Here is a 15,192-nt window from a genome sequence, read left to right as displayed (position 1 = left end):
CAACCAACTGCGCTTCTGCAAGCCGAGCGACGATTCGTCTCGGGCGGAGTGAGCGACGGTCGCCTCTGCGAACGATCCCCGACGGCGTCGCGCTTCGGACGCAAGCCCTGTTGCCTCGAGACGGCGAGCGGTTGACTGCGGACGCATGGGCAGACTGTCGTTGAGCGTGACCGGGGCCGTCATGACGGCGGCCTCGCTGGGTATTCTCGTCGCCGGAGTCATTCTGTTGCCCGCTGGCGGCGTGACCAGTCTCCTCAGCGCTCTCTTGATCGCGTCCGGATTCGCGGGAGCCGGTTACGGCATCGTGCGGATAGCGCGGTCGGGCGGGGCCGCGGAACCAGCGGTGTCGATCGGCACCCTCGATACGGCGGCGGCACGGCGTCGGGCGACGCGGTCCCTCCGAGTGCAGAGCGTCGTCTTCGTCGTGTTCGGTTCCCTCGTCGGGGCGATGTCTTTGTGGACCGGCGGCGACCCAGGAGAAGGTGGGATGCGGTTCGCCTTGTTGGGCGGGGCACTCGTCGTCCTGGGCGCAGGCGGACTGACCGTCGCATCGCGAGCGGGGCGTCTTCCCTCGGAGAACGATGCCGCGCCCGCCGGGACCAGCGCCGTCGCCGGGGGCGACGATTCCGAGGCCGCGGGATGGCAGCTCGTCACCCGCCGCGACCTCCTCACGGTCGTCACGATGGCAGCGCCCGGAGCGGGTCTCCTCCTCCTCTTGGTCTGGCAGGGCACTTCGCTCCTCTTCTCCACGACGCGGTTCATGAGCGGCAGTGCCATCGCCGCCACTGTCGTCGTCGTCATCGGGCTCGCGGGCGTCGCCGTGATCGTCTTCGCCCGTCGGGCGCCGAACGTGTGGATCAATGTCGATGAAGAACGCGTCCGGTGCGGCTCAAGATTCGCCTCGTGGAGCGAGGTCACCGCGGCTCGACTGAGCGCCGCCTCGATCTTCGCGGGCGGGACGCGCTCGCTCGTCCTGACCCTCGAGGGTGCCGACAAGCTCCGCATTCCGCTCATCCTCCGACGGCGTGGCCACGTGGCGATGACGCTGCCGCAGCGCAGCGCCGCCTTGGCGCTCATCGAAGGGGCGCGAATCGTCCTGCCGCGAGCACCCGAGGACCCGAAGGGGAAGTTCTCGAGGATGCTCTACCCGTCCCACCTCGATTCGTCGCAGGCGCGAGACCTCGTGGCGCGTCCGCCGCGGTCGGATGAGGAGCTCCCCGTACCCCTCGGGTGAGCGGAGGACGACGAAGGCCCGCCTCTGATGAGGCGGGCCTTCCGTTGGCTCCCCGGCTTGGACTCGAACCAAGAACCTATCGGTTAACAGCCGATTGCTCTGCCAATTGAGCTACCGAGGATCATGCCCGCCTTGCGGTGGGCAACCCCACGATACTAACAGCACGCGGGGGCGGCGAGAAAATCAGGGGGACGAAAGTCGTCTCTCGGGCGTGCCGTCGGGAGTCCACTGCACAGCATCCCCGCCGTGTCCCAAGCCGACGGCGTGACCGGCGTGGAGGACGAGCACGTCGGCATCCAATTCCCGCGGCGCGTCGGCGTCGTTCGTCACGATGAGGGATGCCATGTCGCGTTCGTCGCGGCGGCGCGTGATCGCCGTGCGGGCGGCCGCGCGCACCTCGAGGTCCAGATTCGCGTACAGGTCGTCGGCGACGAACAGGCGGGGCTCGAGCACGAGCGCGCGGGCCAGTGCGACGCGCTGCCGCATGCCCGCGCTGAGCTCGTACGGGTACTTCGGGGCCGTGCCGAGCGGAAGCTCCATCTCGTCGAGCAGCGTCGCCACGCGCACGGCGAGGGCGCGGGTGTTCACGCGGCGGTCACGGCTCGTGATCGGTTCCGAGATGACATCGTGCACGGTCAGGCGCGACGGCAGCGAGGCTCCCGCCCCCTGCGGCAGGAAGCCGGTGTGGAACACCCACTCGCGGCGCGCCCGCCCGGGGTGCCGTGCCGAGATCCCATGCACGCGCGCATCGCCGCCGACGACGCCGAGCCCATCGTCGGGATGGCCGGCGAGAAGCGAGACCAGCGAGCTCTTGCCCGCTCCCGTGGCTCCGCGCACGACCAGTGTTCGTCCCGGCAGCAGTGTGAACGTGACACCGTCGATGACGCGCACGCCGCTGCGGGCCAGGGAGAGGTCATCCGTGCGGAGGACGACGTCGGTGTCGAGGATCCGGGGCATCCCCTCATCCTCGCCCACCGGGGGGAGGGATGCCAACGGCGCGCCCGGACGCATCGACCAGGCGACCTCGCGGACGTGCCGGCTCACCCGCTGCCGCCGAGCCCCGGTTCGCCCCCGAGACCGCACGCGTTCGCCGAGACCGCACGAGATGGGCGCCGAGAGAGTGCGGTCTCGGCACGGACGCGCGGTCTCGGCACGGACGCGCGGTCTCGGCGAAGACCCGCGGTCTCGGCAGGGCATGCGGGGTCGGCCAAGACGCGCCGTCTCCGCGGCGGCCGTCCCTCGGGTGTGTGCGCAGCAGCGTCCGGAGTCGCCGCTAGGACACGATCAGCCGCTGCCTGTCGGCATCGAGTTCACGCAACCGCAGACGAAGACGACGCCCCTCTTCGGAATCGGCCGGCACGCGCTGGATGCCGCGGAGCAGGTCATCCTTCTCGCGCTGCAGCTGGCGCACGAGCAGCCCGCGGGCGAGATCGTTCGCCGAGGCCACCGCACCCTCTTCGGTGCGTGCGGGGAACTCCGCGGTCAGCAGTTCGGCGGCGAGCGAACGGAACGGCTCGCGCACCGCTTCGACGGCCGCCACCGCCCAGCCGGGCTGCGAAAGATCGGTGGATGCCAGCGAACTGCGCACGGCTTCGAGGGCGGGGTGTCCGAACGGCAGCTGCAGCGCGCGGAGGAACACATCGGCCTCGATGCGGTGCCCGTATTGGAGGAACGCCATCATCGCCCCCCGCTCGAGCGCGACGTCGCGCGTGTTGGGCAGCGACGCCATGGTGACGGATACGGCGATGGGCGCGGGCTCGGCGACGCGGGCGTTCTCGCGTTGCTCGGCGCGGTCGGCCCCGCGAGCGGCGCGCTCCACGGCGGCCTGCACCTCGGGCATGTCGAGGCCGAGGCGACGGGCGAGCACCCGGACGTACCCGGGACGAAGGGACGGGTCACGGATGTCGGCGACGATGGGGGCCGCGGCGCGGAGCGCACCCGCACGCCCTTCGACACTCGCGAGATCGAAGTCCTTGAGGCGCTGATCGATGACGAACTCGAACATCGGATTCTTGTTCTCCATCAGCGCGCGAACGGCACCGTCGCCCCGCTGCAGGCGCAGATCGCACGGGTCGAGTCCTTCGGGCGCCACCGCGACGTAGGTCTGCGCGGCGAAACGCTTCTCGTCGGCGAAGGCGCGCAGTGCCGCCTTCTGTCCCGCGGCGTCGGGGTCGAACGTGAAGACGACCTCGCCCGACGAGCTGTCGTCACCCATCACTCGTCGGAGCACGGTGATGTGGTCGCTGCCGAAAGCCGTGCCGCACGAGGCGATCGCCGTCGTGACGCCCGCGAGGTGGCAGGCCATGACGTCGGTGTAACCCTCGACCACGACCACCCGGTGCGACCGGGAGATGTCGCGCTTGGCGAGGTCGAGGCCATACAGCACCTGCGACTTCTTGTAGATGATCGTCTCGGGGGTGTTGAGGTACTTGGGGCCCTGATCGTCGTCGTACAGCTTGCGGGCGCCGAAGCCGATCACCTGGCCCGTCACGTCGCGGATCGGCCAGATCAGGCGCCCGCGGAAGCGGTCGTACACGCCGCCGCGCTGGCTGGCCGACACCAACCCGGCCTTCTCGAGCTCGTCGCGGGAGAACTTCTGCGCCGTCAGGTGGTCGTACAGGTTCGACCACCCCTTCGGGGCGTAGCCGACGCCGAAGTGGGCCGCCGCTCCCGCATCGAAACCGCGGTCGCCGAGGAAACGTCGACCGATCTCGGCCTCGGGTGTCATCAGCTGCGCGCGGAAGTACTCGGCGGCGGCTGCGTTCGCCGCGTACAGCCGCGAGCGTCCGGTCGTCTCGGGGGCCGCTCCCCCGTCTTCGTAGTGCAGCGTGTAGCCGACGCGCGCGGCCATGCGCTCGACCGCCTCGGTGAACGACACGTGATCCAACGCGCGCAGGAAGGAGTAGACGTCACCCGACTCGCCGCAGCCGAAGCAGTGGTAGTACCCGACCTGCGGGCGCACGTTGAAGCTCGGCGACCGCTCATCGTGGAAGGGGCAGAGGCCCTTCATCGACCCGACGCCGGCCGGCTTCAGTGCCACGCGCTCGCCGATCACGTCGGCGATGTTGACCCGCGCCTTCACCTCGTCGACGTCGGCCTGGCGGATGCGGGCCATCAGACATCCGCTCCCCGGGCGGCGCGGGCGCCGGGCGCCCAGACGCCGAGCTCGGCGGCATCCACGTCGCCGACGAGTCGGCCGTGCCACGCGATCGCGAGCTGGTCGGTCAGGCTCGCCACCTGATCGACCACCACGCGGCGGCGCGCGGTGTCGTCTGCGGCGGCGGCGAAGTCGGGGGCGTGCAGCGCGTCGAGCGCACCGGGGTTCTCCCACATCGCGGATGCCAGGCGCTTGAGCACGTTGCGCTGCTCGCGGTAGAGCACCTTGCGGCCGTCGATCGAGACGACGGTGGCGCCGATGATGCCCTTCAGCACCGCCATCTCGACCTCGACGGCGGCCGGGACGACCACGTGCGCGCGGTAGCGGGTGAGCTCGTCGGCGGGGAAGGCCTCGCGGGTGGCCGCGGTGGCGGCGCGCGCGAAGCGGCCGATGAGGTCGGAGGTGAGGTTCTTGAGCCGCGCGAGAGCAGGACGCGAGCCGTCGAACGACGGGATCCATTCCGGCATGGCCATCAGGCGTTCGAGACCCGCGTCGAGGTCGTCGCGCACGAAGTCGTACCCCACCCAGCGCTGGATCGCGTCGAGCAGACCCTCGCGTCCGACGCGGGATGCCAGACGCGCGGGGTCGACGTACCGGTTGACGACCGCGTCTTCGAAGTCGTGCACCGAATAGGCGATGTCGTCCGAGAGGTCCATGACCTCGGCCTCGATGCACCGCTGGCGGGCGGGCGCCTCGCCGCGCATCCAGTGGAACACCGGCTCGTCGTCGGGGTATACGCCGAACTTCAGCCGTCCGCCGGGGTCGGGGACGGGCTCGTCGGCCGTCCACGGGTATTTGCAGGTGGCGTCGAGGCTCGACCGGGTCAGGTTGAGTCCGAACGGTTCACCGTCGGCGCCGAAGACCTTGGGCTCGAGTCGCGTGAGGATGCGCAGCGTCTGCGCGTTGCCCTCGAACCCGCCGATGTCTTCCGCCCACTCGTTGAGTGCGCGTTCGCCGTTGTGCCCGAACGGCGGGTGGCCGAGGTCGTGGCTGAGGCATGCCGTGTCGACGACGTCGGGCGACAGCTGCAGGGCGGTGGCGAGCTCGCGGCCGACCTGGGCCACCTCGAGCGAGTGCGTGAGACGGTTGCGGGCGAAGTCGGCGGGGCTGGCGGGGCTCAGCACCTGGGTCTTGGCGGCGAGCCGGCGAAGCGCCGCGGAGTGCAGCACGCGGGCTCGGTCGCGAGCGAAGTCGTCTCGCTGGGAGCGGTGCTTCTCGACGTGGAAGCGGGCAGCGTCCGCGTCGTCGTACCCGAGGGGGCGGGCGGCGGTCACCGCGACCTCAGCCACCGCTGTGGTCCAGCTCCGCGTCGGCCAGGGCGCGCCCGGCATCGTCGCCGATCTCCCGCGAGGCGAGCCACCCGTCGGGAAGCGCCGGGCGCTTGGGCGTGCCGGCGCGGCCGCGCTGCCCCTCGGCGGCGGCGCCCGGGTAGGGCGCGTCGAGTTCCATCGTGGCCAGCAGGTCGTCGAACTCGTCGAGGCTCGATGCGGTCGCGAGGCTCGCGCGCAGCTCGCCGCCGACCGGATACCCCTTGAAGTACCAGGCGACGTGCTTGCGGATGTCTCGGCATCCGCGGCCCTCGTCGTCGAAGAACTCGACCAGCAACTCCGCGTGGCGGCGGAACGCCTGGGCCACGAACCCGAGGGTGGCGTCGACGGGCTCGCCGTGTGCGGCGTCGGGGCCGCCCAGCGCGCGGGCCAGATCGCCGAAGAGCCACGGGCGGCCGAGGCATCCGCGCCCGACGACGACGCCGTCGCAGCCGGTCTCGGCCATCATGCGCACGGCGTCGTCGGCCGACCAGATGTCGCCGTTGCCCAGCACCGGGACGCTCGTCACGGTCTCTTTGAGCTTCGTGATGGCCGACCAGTCGGCGTGGCCGGAGTAGAACTCGCTCGCCGTGCGGGCGTGCAGGGCGATGGATGCCACCCCGGCACCCTCGGCGATGCGCCCGGCCTCGAGGTAGGTGAGGTGATCGGCGTCGATGCCCTTGCGCATCTTGATCGTCAGCGGCGTGGTACCCGCGGCGCGAACGGCCCGCTCGACGATCTCGCGGAAGAGCGAGGTCTTCCACGGCAGTGCGGCACCGCCGCCGCGCCGGGTGACCTTGGGAACGGGGCATCCGAAGTTCAGGTCGATGTGGTCGGCGTGGTCTTCGTCGACGATCAGGCGCACGGCCGCCTCGACGGTGGCCGGGTCGACCCCGTAGAGCTGGATGGAGCGCGGCGTCTCGGACTCGTGGTGGCGGATGAGCCGCATCGTGGTGTCGTTGCGTTCCACGAGCGCACGGGTCGTGATCATCTCGCTCACGTACAGCCCGGCGCCGTATTCGCGGCAGAGCCGGCGGAACGCGGTGTTCGTGATGCCGGCCATGGGCGCGAGGACGACCGGAGCGTCGAGCTCGATGTTTCCGATGCGGAGTGTGCGCGCCGGGGCCGTTGCCGTGGTCATCGTTTCATTCTCCCAGACGTCGTGCGACAGCGGTGCCCGCGCCGGACGGACCGGCTGCGGACACCGCTGTGAAGGATGGATCAGGCGTCGGCGGTCGCGGATGCCTCGCGACGCTCGCCCCACACCTGGCGGGCGATCTGCGTGAACGCCTCAACCGGCTGCGCACCGCTCACGCCGTACTTGCCGTCGATGACGAAGAACGGAACGCCCGTGATGCCGAACTGCTGCGCCTGAGCCTGATCGGCGCGCACCGCGGCCCGGTAGCGCTGCGACGCGAGGGCGTCGCGCGCGGCGTCTTCGTCGAGCCCCGCCTCGACGGCGAGCCGGACGAGATCGTCATCGCGCCCGACGTGCCTGCCCTCGAGGAAGTACGCCGACATGAGGATCTCGGCGAGTTCGAGCTGACGCCCGTTCTCCTTCGCGAAGTGCAGCAGCTCGTGGGCCTTGACGGTGTTCGTGTGCTTGAGCAGATCGAAGCGGTAGGTCAGCCCCGCGTCGGCGGCGACGCCGGTGACGCGATCGAGCATCTCGCGCGCCGACTCGGGCGAGATGCCCTTGTGCTGCGAGAGGTAGTCGACCTCTCCCCCGTCGAAGTCCTCGGGGGTGTCGGGTGAGAGCTCGAACGAGTGGTACTCGATCTCGACGACCGGGGCGTCGTCGTCGGCGGCCGTGGCGGCCAGGCCGTTCTCGAGGTTCCGCTTGCCGATGTAGCACCAGGGGCAGGCGATGTCACTCCACACGTCGATCTTGATGGCATCCGTCATATCGCGTGCAACCCTCCGAATCGTCGATCTATTCCGTGAACGGCATCCGTCACGCCGTGGGCTTGTCGACCGCTCCACCGAAGCGGCGGTCGCGCGACTGGTAGTGCCCGATCGCATCCCACAGGTGCGTGCGACGGAAGTCGGGCCAGAGCGTGTCGAGGAACACCATCTCGGCGTACGCCGACTCCCACAGCAGGAAGTTCGAGGTGCGCTGCTCGCCACTGGAACGCACGAACAGGTCGACGTCGGGCATGTCGGGTTGGTACAGGTTCTTGCGGATCAGCTTCTCCGTCACCGCCGAGGGCTTGAGTCGTCCGGCGGCGATGTCGTCGCCGATGCGGCGCATGGCATCCACGATCTCGATGCGTCCGCCGTAGTTGACGCACATCGTGAGGGTCAGGGTGGAGTTGCCCTCGGTGAGTCGCTCGGCGTGCTGCAGTTCCTTGATCACCGAGCCCCAGAGACGCGGCTTACGCCCCGACCAGCGGATGCGCACGCCCCACTCGTTCAGCTGGTCACGGCGTCGGTGGAGCACCTCGCGGTTGAAGCCCATGAGGAAGCGCACCTCGTCGGGTGAGCGCGACCAGTTCTCGGTCGAAAACGCGTAGACCGACAGGTGCTTGACCCCGGCCTGGATCGCTCCGGCGACGACGTCGAGCAGCGCCGCCTCGCCCGCCCGGTGGCCCTCGACGCGGGTCAGCCCCTGGCGGTTCGCCCAACGGCCGTTGCCGTCCATCACGATCGCGACGTGCTCGGGCACCGCGCCCCGCGGGTAGGACGGCGGGTACTCCCCGGTCCAGTCGAGCGGGCGGTACGGCACGGCATCGCGGTGCGTGAACGGCTTGGGTGTCATCGATACGACTCCAGGTGCGGGAGGGAACGGATGCCGCGTTCCAAGTGGAACTGCGCGTAGGCGGCGACGAGACCGGAGGCGGCGGCCGTCGTGCGACCGGGGGCGGCGTCGATGGTCTCCCACTCCCCCGCCATGAGCGCACGCAGCATGTCGAGCGTGTCGCGCGCGACGCGCGGGGAGCCCGCCGGGGCGCAGGTGGAGCAGATCACGCCGCCGAGCTGCGGCAGGAAGTAGTCGTGGTCGCCGACCGTGCCGCAACGGGCGCATTCGGTCAGACCGGGCGCCCAGCCCGAGAGCGCCATCGCGCGCAACAGGTACGAGTCGAGCACGCTGCGCTCGGGGTGCTCGCCGCGGGCGAGGGAACGGAGCCCGCCGACCAGCAGCAGGTACTGCTGGGGTGTCGCCTCGGCCTCGTTGAGACGATCGGCGGTCTCGACCATGGCGCTGGCGGTGGTGTAGACGTCGTAATTCGCCACGATGTCGGCGCCGTACGAACCGAGCGACTCCGCCTGCTGCATGATGTCGAGGTTGCGTCCCTTGAACAGCTGCACGTCGGCGACCATGAACGGTTCGAGCCGCGAGCCGAACTTCGACGAGGTGCGGCGCACCCCCTTGGCCACCGCGCGGATCTTGCCGTTGCGGCGGCTGAGCAGGGTGAGGATGCGGTCCGCCTCCCCGAGCTTGTGGGTACGCAGGACCACGACCTCGTCGCGGTAGGTGGGCACAGTCCATTATCGTCCTCGACCGCTCGGTGCGGCCTGCGCGGCGCGCCCCGCGAACGCGTCGACCGGGCGGGAGAATGGATGCCGTGGACACCCCGACCTTCGTCATCCCCCTGTGGGCGGATCTCACCGCCGTCGCCCTGGGCGGTGTGCAGGGCGCGCTGTTCGCCTCTGGTTTCCAGGGCCAACGGCGCCTCGACCTGCTGGGCGTGGCGATCATCGGCATCCTGCTCGGCATGGGCGGCGGTCTCATCCGCGACCTGCTGCTGGGGCTCACCCCCGCGACCCTGCAGAGCAACTGGTACCTCATCACCGCGACCCTCGCCTCGATCGTGGGGATGCTGCTGTCGGGGATCTTCCAGCGGCTGAACCGCGCGATCGTGCTGCTCGACGCCGTCGTCATCGGCCTGTTCGGCGCTTTCGGCACCTCGAAGGCTCTCGCGCTCGGGATGCCGGAGGTGCCGGCCGTCTTCGTCGGGGTGCTCGCGGCGGCCGGGGGCAGCGTGCTGCGGGACGTGCTGATGGGTCTGCCCGTCGCGATCATGCACGTCGGCTCGCTCTACGCCGTCGCGGCCGGCGGCGGCTGTGCGGTGCTGGCGACGACCGCCGCCTTCGGTGTGCCGCTGCCCATCGCGGCCGTCATCGGCGTCGCGGTCACCACCGTCATCCGTGTGCTGGCCGTGCTGTTCGACCTGTCTCTCCCCGAGCAGCGCAAGCTCTACCGCCGCAAGGTCGCGGTCGAGACCACCGGCATCCCGATCATCCGTACCGACGACCCGGAGTGACCCGGTCTTCTCCCGCGTGAGTCGCCGGATTTCGTCGCTCCCCCGCCTGCCGAAGCGACGGTTCTCGGCGACTCGCGCGAGTTCTCGCGTGGAGTGCGCGTGAGCGGACGCCGTCCCGGCCGCGGGCGCGTCAGGCGAGGGGCGTGACCTCGTCGCCGGTGCGGATCGTGCCTCCCGCGCCGACCGGGAGCAGCAGGATGCCGAGTGTCGGTTCGTCCTGACCGAACTCCGTCGTGAGCACCCGCAGCAGGCGGGCGTCGCGGACGCCCGTGTCGGGGTTGGCCGTGATCGCCGCACAGCGCTCGATGGGCTTCTGCACCTCGAACAGCACCTCGCCGATGCGCACGCGGTCTCGCCACTCGAGCTCCGCCCAGGGCGCGGAGCCGCTCACCACGATGTTCGAGCGGAAGCGGCGATCGTCGACGGGCGCGGGCACCGCGGCATCCAGGTCTCCGACCGAGGCGGCGCCGTGCAGCGAGATGTATCCGCGTGGTCGGTCCTGGAAGCGGGCGGTGCGGCCGTCGCCGAGAAGACCCAGGGGCAGGATGCCGTCGGCCTCGAGCAGCTTCGCATCGCTCGTCGTGCGCAGGTAGGCGGTGATCGCCTCGCTGAGCCGGGCACGGCCCTCGTCGCTGAGATCGGCGGTGACGTCGAGGTCGTCGACACGGAGTCGCAGCGTCAACGCCTCGTCGTCGAGGGTGAGGTCGACGCGCGCCAATGTCGGGAAGGTCATGAGCGCGAGTCCACGGCTCTTGGGGAACGTGGCATCCGCCGGCTCGAGGGCATCGGCGAAGCGGAAGACGAGCGTGCGGTCGCCCTTCACGCGGCCGTCGTCCTGGATGATGAGGCTGTCGCGCTTCTCGGGCGTGAAGCCCTTCACGGGATAACGGTAGAGGGCGTCGACGCGGATCACGGATTCATCCTCGCATCGACGCCCTCCCCGGCTGTCACCAGCGTGCCAGCACCTCGCCGTGGGGCAGCAGGATCCACCCGTCGGGGTGCACGGACCACTCCCGCCACGCATCGGAGATGCGCTGGAGCTGCGCCTCGTCGGCCAGACCGAGTCTCTTGGCGTGCCCGGCGAACGCCGACGCGAGGGCGCGATCGGCCCACATACCGCCCCACCACGCGCGCTTGTCGGGCGTGTCGAAGACCCACACGCTCGCGCTCGCCTCGATGCGTGTGAACCCCGCTTCGCGCGCCCACGCCTTGAGTCGCCGGCCCGCGTCGGGCTCGCCCGACGATCCACGGTGCACCCCGTGGTAGATCTCGAGCCAGTCGTCGAGGGCAGGGATGTGCGGATGCCAGATCACGCCGCCGTAGTCGACGTCGCGCACCGCGACGAGGCCGTCGGGCCCGGCGACGCGGCGGAACTCCCGCAGCGCGTCGATCGGGCGCTCGAGGTGCTGCAGCACCTGGTGCGCGTGGACGATGTCGAAGGAGCCGTCGGGTGCATCGAGGGCGTAGGCGTCGCCGGTGCGGAAGGTCACATTGGTGCGCTCCCCCACTGCCGCGCGGGCCACCTCGATGACGTCGGACGCGGCATCCACCCCGACGACCTCTCCCGGGAAGACCCGGTCGGCGAGGTCGACGGTGATGGAGCCGGGGCCGGCACCCACATCGAGGATGCGGGTGCCGGCGGACAACGAAGACACCAGGTAGGCCGCCGAGTCGGCGACGGTTCGTACCGCGTGGGAACGCAGCACGCTCTCGTGGTGTCCGTGGGCGTAGGCCACGGTCGTCTTCTCTTCGGCGCGGGTCAGACGCCGGCCAGGGCGCCCGAGTCCTGACGGGTGCGGATCGCGCGGTTGACGCCCGAGACGATCGCCTTGAGCGAAGCGGTCGAGATGTCGCCGTCGACGCCGACGCCCCACAGGCGCTGGTCGTCGACCTGCAGCTCGACGTACGCCGCCGCCTGCGCGTCGCCCCCGGAACTGAGGGCGTGCTCGACGTAGTCGTACAGGGTCACATCGAACCCCTGTGCGCGCACGATCTCGAGGAACGCCGCCACCGGACCGTTGCCGACGGCCGACGCGGGATGCACGGTCTCGCCGTCGCGGAGCGAGACGTCGAGGTGCACGTCGCCCGACATGTCGCTCGACGAGCGGGTCGACAGCAGTTCGAACCGGCCCCAGCGCTGGTCGTCGTTCTTCGACGGCAGGTACTCGTCGGTGAAGATGTCCCAGATCTGGGCGCTCGACACCTCGCCGCCCTCTGCATCCGTGCGAGCCTGCACGACACCCGAGAACTCGATCTGGAGCTTGCGGGGCAGATCGATTGCGTGGTCGGCCTTCAGCAGGTAGGCGACGCCGCCCTTGCCCGACTGCGAGTTGACGCGGATGACGGCCTCGTAGGACCGACCCAGGTCTTTCGGATCGATGGGCAGGTAGGGCACGGCCCATTCGATCTCGTCGATGGTCTTGCCCGAGGCCTCCGCGCGGGCTTCCATCGCTTCGAAGCCCTTCTTGATGGCATCCTGATGCGAACCGCTGAACGCGGTGAACACGAGGTCACCGGCCCAGGGGCTGCGCTCGGGCACGGGCAGCTGGTTGCAGTACTCGACGGTGCGCTTGACCTGGTCGATGTCGCTGAAGTCGATCTGGGGGTCGATGCCCTGCGTCAGCAGGTTGATGCCCAGGGCGACCAGGTCGACGTTTCCGGTGCGCTCACCGTTGCCGAACAGGCATCCCTCGATGCGATCGGCGCCGGCCATGTACCCCAGCTCCGCGGCCGCGACGGCGGTACCGCGGTCGTTGTGCGGGTGCAGCGACAGGATGACGTTCTCGCGGTGGCTCAGGTGACGCGACATCCACTCGATCGAGTCGGCGTAGACGTTGGGAGTCGCCATCTCGACGGTGGCGGGGAGGTTCAGGATGACCTTGCGCTCGGGCGTCGGCTGGAAGACCTCGAGCACCTCGTTGCAGATGCGCAGCGCGAACTCCAGCTCGGTGCCGGTGTAGCTCTCGGGCGAGTACTCGTAGTACACCTCGGTCTCGGGGATCGTCGCCTCGTACTGCTTGCACAGGCGGGCGCCCTCGAGGGCGATGTCGACGATGCCCTGCTCGTCGGTGCGGAACACGACCTCGCGCTGCAGCACCGACGTGGAGTTGTAGAGGTGCACGATGGCCTGCTTCGCACCGGCGATCGCCTCGTACGTGCGGGCGATGAGGTGCTCGCGCGCCTGCGTCAGCACCTGGATCGTCACGTCGTCGGGGATCAGACCGTCGTCGATGAGCTGGCGGACGAAGTCGAAATCGGTCTGGCTCGCGCTCGGGAACCCGACCTCGATCTCTTTGTAGCCCATCTTCACGAGCAGCTCGAACATGACGCGCTTGCGCTCGGGGCTCATCGGATCGATGAGGGCCTGGTTGCCGTCGCGCAGATCGACGGCGCACCAGCGGGGTGCGGACTCGATGCGCTTCGACGGCCACGTGCGGTCGGGCAGGTCGACGCGGATCTGCTCGTGGAACGGACGGTACTTGTGCACCGGAGCGGACGTGGGCTTCTGGTTGTTCTTCATGATGTGTCGCTTCTTTAGATTCGTTCGGTGGGGCCGACGACGATCACCGCGACGAGGAAGGCCCTTAGATCGAGGACTCGTCGCGGCGACTAAGAAGAAGCAGGCCACCGAAGCGCATCCTGCGATCGTAGCAGTGTCGCCGCGCGGGGTTCACGTCGTCGGCGCCCACTCCCGGGCGAGGAGGGCGAACCGCAGCTCGTCGCTCCACCGTCCCTTGAACCATTCGTTCTCGACGAAATGCGCCTCCCGGCGCATGCCGACCCGTTCGGCCAGGGCGACCGAGCGGACGTTCTCGGGATCGATCCGGGCTGTCAGGCGCCGCAGTCCGTAGACCCGGAACGCGGTGTCGACGAGGGCACGGACCGCCTCGGTCGCGAGTCCTCGACCGGATGCCGCGGGGCTGACGACCCACCCGATCTCGGCCGACCCCGCCTCCGGGTCGAGGTGGAAGAGCACGAGGTCGCCGATGACCTGTTCATCGTCGCTCCGCTCGATCACGAGGACGACGCCGCCGCGCTCGCCCTCGAGGGTCGTGCCCCCGAACAGGTGACCGATGCGGTCGCGGATGTCGTCGGGGGTCTGCGGATCGAACGGCAGGAAGCGGCACACCTCGGCATCGCCGCGGTAGACCGCCATGGCCTCGAGGTCGGCCTCGACGAACGGCCGTATGCGCAGACGGTCGGTCGGCACCTCGAGCGTGTGGGGCGCCGGCGGCAGCGCGAACGGCGACGCGCTCACGGCAGCAGCGCCACCTTGCCGCCCGGGTGTCCGTTCATGACGAAGCCCACGGCCTCGATGGCTTCGGCGAGCGGATACGTGCGGGCGACCGGCACCTCGAGGGCACCGGATGCCGCCAGCTCCAGCACGCGGGCCCGCGCGATGTCGCGGAAGCGCGCGCTCTCGGGTCGCGAACCCGCGATCCACAGGAACCCGTCGGCCTTCGCACGGTCGGGGCTCACGATGGTCACGATGCGGTCGCGCTCGGCGACGAGGCCGAGTGACACCTCGATCGCCTCATCGGTGCCCACGGCGTCCCAGGCGGCGGCGATCGGCGCCCCGGCTGCCGCCTGCTCGACCCGCTCACGGAGTCCTTCGCCGTACGCCACGGGGATGCCGCCGTAGCGGCGTACGCGCTCGGCGGACTCCTCGGCATCCGGACCCACCGTCCCGATGACCCGCACCCCGAGCTCACGGGCCTGCTGCAGAAGGCTCACGCCGACGGCCCCGGATGCCGCGTGCAGCAGCACGGTCTCGCCCTCGACGACCCGGGTGACCTGGATCATCTCGGCGGCCGTCGTTCCGGCCAGCAGCAGGTTCGCGGCCTCGGGGTGCGAGAGCGGCGCGGGCTTGGCGAACACGTCGCGCGCGGGCACCGTGAGTGCGGTGGCGTACGCGCCCTGCACGCGGAACGCCACGACCTCGTCGCCCACCGCGAGGGGGCCGGATCCGCCGACGGCGTCGGGGCCGACGGCGGTCACCTCGCCCGACAGCTCGTAGCCGATGGGTACCGGGAACTCGGCGCCGGGCCGGGTGGCGGCGACGTGCTTGGCATCCGCGGGATTGATGCCCGCCGCGAGGATGCGCACCGTCACCTCACCGGGACCGGGGGCGGGGATGTCGACCTCGTCGAATTTCCACGTCTCGATCGGGCCCGGAGCGGGGGCCGTCCACCTCATCGCCATGGTCGCGCCTTTCGTCGTGCTCGCCCG

The 15,192-nt window shown here is 70.2% G+C and carries 14 protein-coding genes and 1 tRNA gene; 2 read left to right on the top strand and 13 right to left on the bottom strand.

Annotated features, from left to right (window positions below; translation table 11 throughout):
- Nucleotides 1-241 precede the first annotated feature (241 nt).
- Nucleotides 242-1,234 carry a hypothetical protein gene (locus QRO03_RS09650; protein WP_285137280.1) on the top strand — a complete coding sequence of 331 codons (993 nt, stop codon included), beginning with the start codon at nt 242-244 and terminating at the stop codon, nt 1,232-1,234.
- 45 nt (nt 1,235-1,279) lie between these two features.
- On the opposite strand, the gene QRO03_RS09645 is transcribed toward QRO03_RS09650, so the two are convergent.
- From QRO03_RS09645 to recO, 8 genes are all read right to left on the bottom strand, one after another.
- Nucleotides 1,280-1,355 (bottom strand) — tRNA-Asn (locus tag QRO03_RS09645).
- A gap of 62 nt (nt 1,356-1,417) precedes the next feature.
- Nucleotides 1,418-2,191: an ATP-binding cassette domain-containing protein gene (locus QRO03_RS09640; RefSeq protein WP_285137279.1), complete on the bottom strand. Its 774-nt coding sequence runs from the start codon at nt 2,189-2,191 to the stop codon at nt 1,418-1,420.
- 316 nt (nt 2,192-2,507) lie between these two features.
- Nucleotides 2,508-4,349 carry a DNA primase gene (dnaG, locus tag QRO03_RS09635; protein ID WP_285137278.1) on the bottom strand — a complete coding sequence of 614 codons (1,842 nt, stop codon included), beginning with the start codon at nt 4,347-4,349 and terminating at the stop codon, nt 2,508-2,510.
- On the bottom strand, nt 4,349-5,722 hold the full coding sequence (locus QRO03_RS09630) for a deoxyguanosinetriphosphate triphosphohydrolase (RefSeq protein WP_285137277.1): 1,374 nt from the start codon (nt 5,720-5,722) through the stop codon (nt 4,349-4,351). The genes dnaG and QRO03_RS09630 overlap by 1 nt, the downstream gene beginning before the upstream one ends.
- A complete protein-coding gene (gene dusB / locus QRO03_RS09625) occupies nt 5,673-6,839 on the bottom strand; it encodes a tRNA dihydrouridine synthase DusB (protein WP_285137276.1) in 1,167 nt (388 codons plus the stop codon). Before dusB ends, QRO03_RS09630 begins: the two co-directional genes overlap by 50 nt.
- 80 nt (nt 6,840-6,919) lie before the next feature.
- Nucleotides 6,920-7,603, bottom strand: coding sequence for a DsbA family oxidoreductase (locus tag QRO03_RS09620; protein WP_285137275.1), 684 nt, complete (start codon nt 7,601-7,603; stop codon nt 6,920-6,922).
- A 49-nt stretch (nt 7,604-7,652) separates the two neighbouring features.
- A complete protein-coding gene (locus QRO03_RS09615; RefSeq protein ID WP_285137274.1) occupies nt 7,653-8,456 on the bottom strand; it encodes an isoprenyl transferase in 804 nt (267 codons plus the stop codon).
- Nucleotides 8,453-9,181, bottom strand: a complete 729-nt coding sequence (gene recO, locus QRO03_RS09610) for a DNA repair protein RecO (protein ID WP_285137273.1) — start codon at nt 9,179-9,181, stop codon at nt 8,453-8,455. Before recO ends, QRO03_RS09615 begins: the two co-directional genes overlap by 4 nt.
- A 74-nt stretch (nt 9,182-9,255) precedes the next feature.
- Here recO and QRO03_RS09605 point away from each other — a divergent pair, with 74 nt between their 5' ends.
- A complete protein-coding gene (locus QRO03_RS09605) occupies nt 9,256-9,963 on the top strand; it encodes a trimeric intracellular cation channel family protein (protein ID WP_502883022.1) in 708 nt (235 codons plus the stop codon).
- A gap of 130 nt (nt 9,964-10,093) precedes the next feature.
- Here QRO03_RS09605 and QRO03_RS09600 read toward each other — a convergent pair whose 3' ends face one another.
- From QRO03_RS09600 to QRO03_RS09580, 5 genes are all read right to left on the bottom strand, one after another.
- On the bottom strand, nt 10,094-10,876 hold the full coding sequence (locus QRO03_RS09600; RefSeq protein WP_285137271.1) for an MOSC domain-containing protein: 783 nt from the start codon (nt 10,874-10,876) through the stop codon (nt 10,094-10,096).
- Between the two features lie 34 nt (nt 10,877-10,910).
- Nucleotides 10,911-11,699: a methyltransferase domain-containing protein gene (locus tag QRO03_RS09595; protein WP_285137270.1), complete on the bottom strand. Its 789-nt coding sequence runs from the start codon at nt 11,697-11,699 to the stop codon at nt 10,911-10,913.
- A gap of 23 nt (nt 11,700-11,722) precedes the next feature.
- The gene (leuA, locus tag QRO03_RS09590) at nt 11,723-13,483 is read right to left on the bottom strand and encodes a 2-isopropylmalate synthase (RefSeq protein WP_285137269.1); all 1,761 of its coding nucleotides are present in this window, start codon (nt 13,481-13,483) and stop codon (nt 11,723-11,725) included.
- Between the two features lie 150 nt (nt 13,484-13,633).
- A complete protein-coding gene (locus tag QRO03_RS09585) occupies nt 13,634-14,221 on the bottom strand; it encodes a GNAT family N-acetyltransferase (RefSeq protein ID WP_285137268.1) in 588 nt (195 codons plus the stop codon).
- On the bottom strand, nt 14,218-15,165 hold the full coding sequence (locus tag QRO03_RS09580; RefSeq protein ID WP_285137267.1) for a quinone oxidoreductase family protein: 948 nt from the start codon (nt 15,163-15,165) through the stop codon (nt 14,218-14,220). The genes QRO03_RS09585 and QRO03_RS09580 overlap by 4 nt, the downstream gene beginning before the upstream one ends.
- Between the last annotated feature and the right edge of the window lie 27 nt (nt 15,166-15,192).

Source organism: Microbacterium sp. lyk4-40-TSB-66, assembly GCF_030209475.1.
Taxonomy (GTDB): Bacteria; Actinomycetota; Actinomycetes; order Actinomycetales; family Microbacteriaceae; genus Microbacterium.
Note: the sequence above shows the minus strand (reverse complement) of the source record. Positions and strands in the feature narration are given on the sequence as shown.

Bases quoted from the DNA above. Each gene is read 5' to 3' on its own strand.
- QRO03_RS09640 (WP_285137279.1), bottom strand. From the start codon at position 2,191: ATGCCCCGGATCCTCGACACCGACGTCGTCCTCCGCACGGATGACCTC.
- dusB (WP_285137276.1), bottom strand. From the start codon at position 6,839: ATGACCACGGCAACGGCCCCGGCGCGCACACTCCGCATCGGAAACATC.
- QRO03_RS09580 (WP_285137267.1), bottom strand. From the start codon at position 15,165: ATGGCGATGAGGTGGACGGCCCCCGCTCCGGGCCCGATCGAGACGTGG.
- QRO03_RS09605 (WP_502883022.1), top strand. From the start codon at position 9,256: ATGGATGCCGTGGACACCCCGACCTTCGTCATCCCCCTGTGGGCGGAT.
- dnaG (WP_285137278.1), bottom strand. From the start codon at position 4,349: ATGGCCCGCATCCGCCAGGCCGACGTCGACGAGGTGAAGGCGCGGGTC.
- QRO03_RS09615 (WP_285137274.1), bottom strand. From the start codon at position 8,456: ATGACACCCAAGCCGTTCACGCACCGCGATGCCGTGCCGTACCGCCCG.
- QRO03_RS09630 (WP_285137277.1), bottom strand. From the start codon at position 5,722: ATGCCGGGCGCGCCCTGGCCGACGCGGAGCTGGACCACAGCGGTGGCT.
- QRO03_RS09620 (WP_285137275.1), bottom strand. From the start codon at position 7,603: ATGACGGATGCCATCAAGATCGACGTGTGGAGTGACATCGCCTGCCCC.
- leuA (WP_285137269.1), bottom strand. From the start codon at position 13,483: ATGAAGAACAACCAGAAGCCCACGTCCGCTCCGGTGCACAAGTACCGT.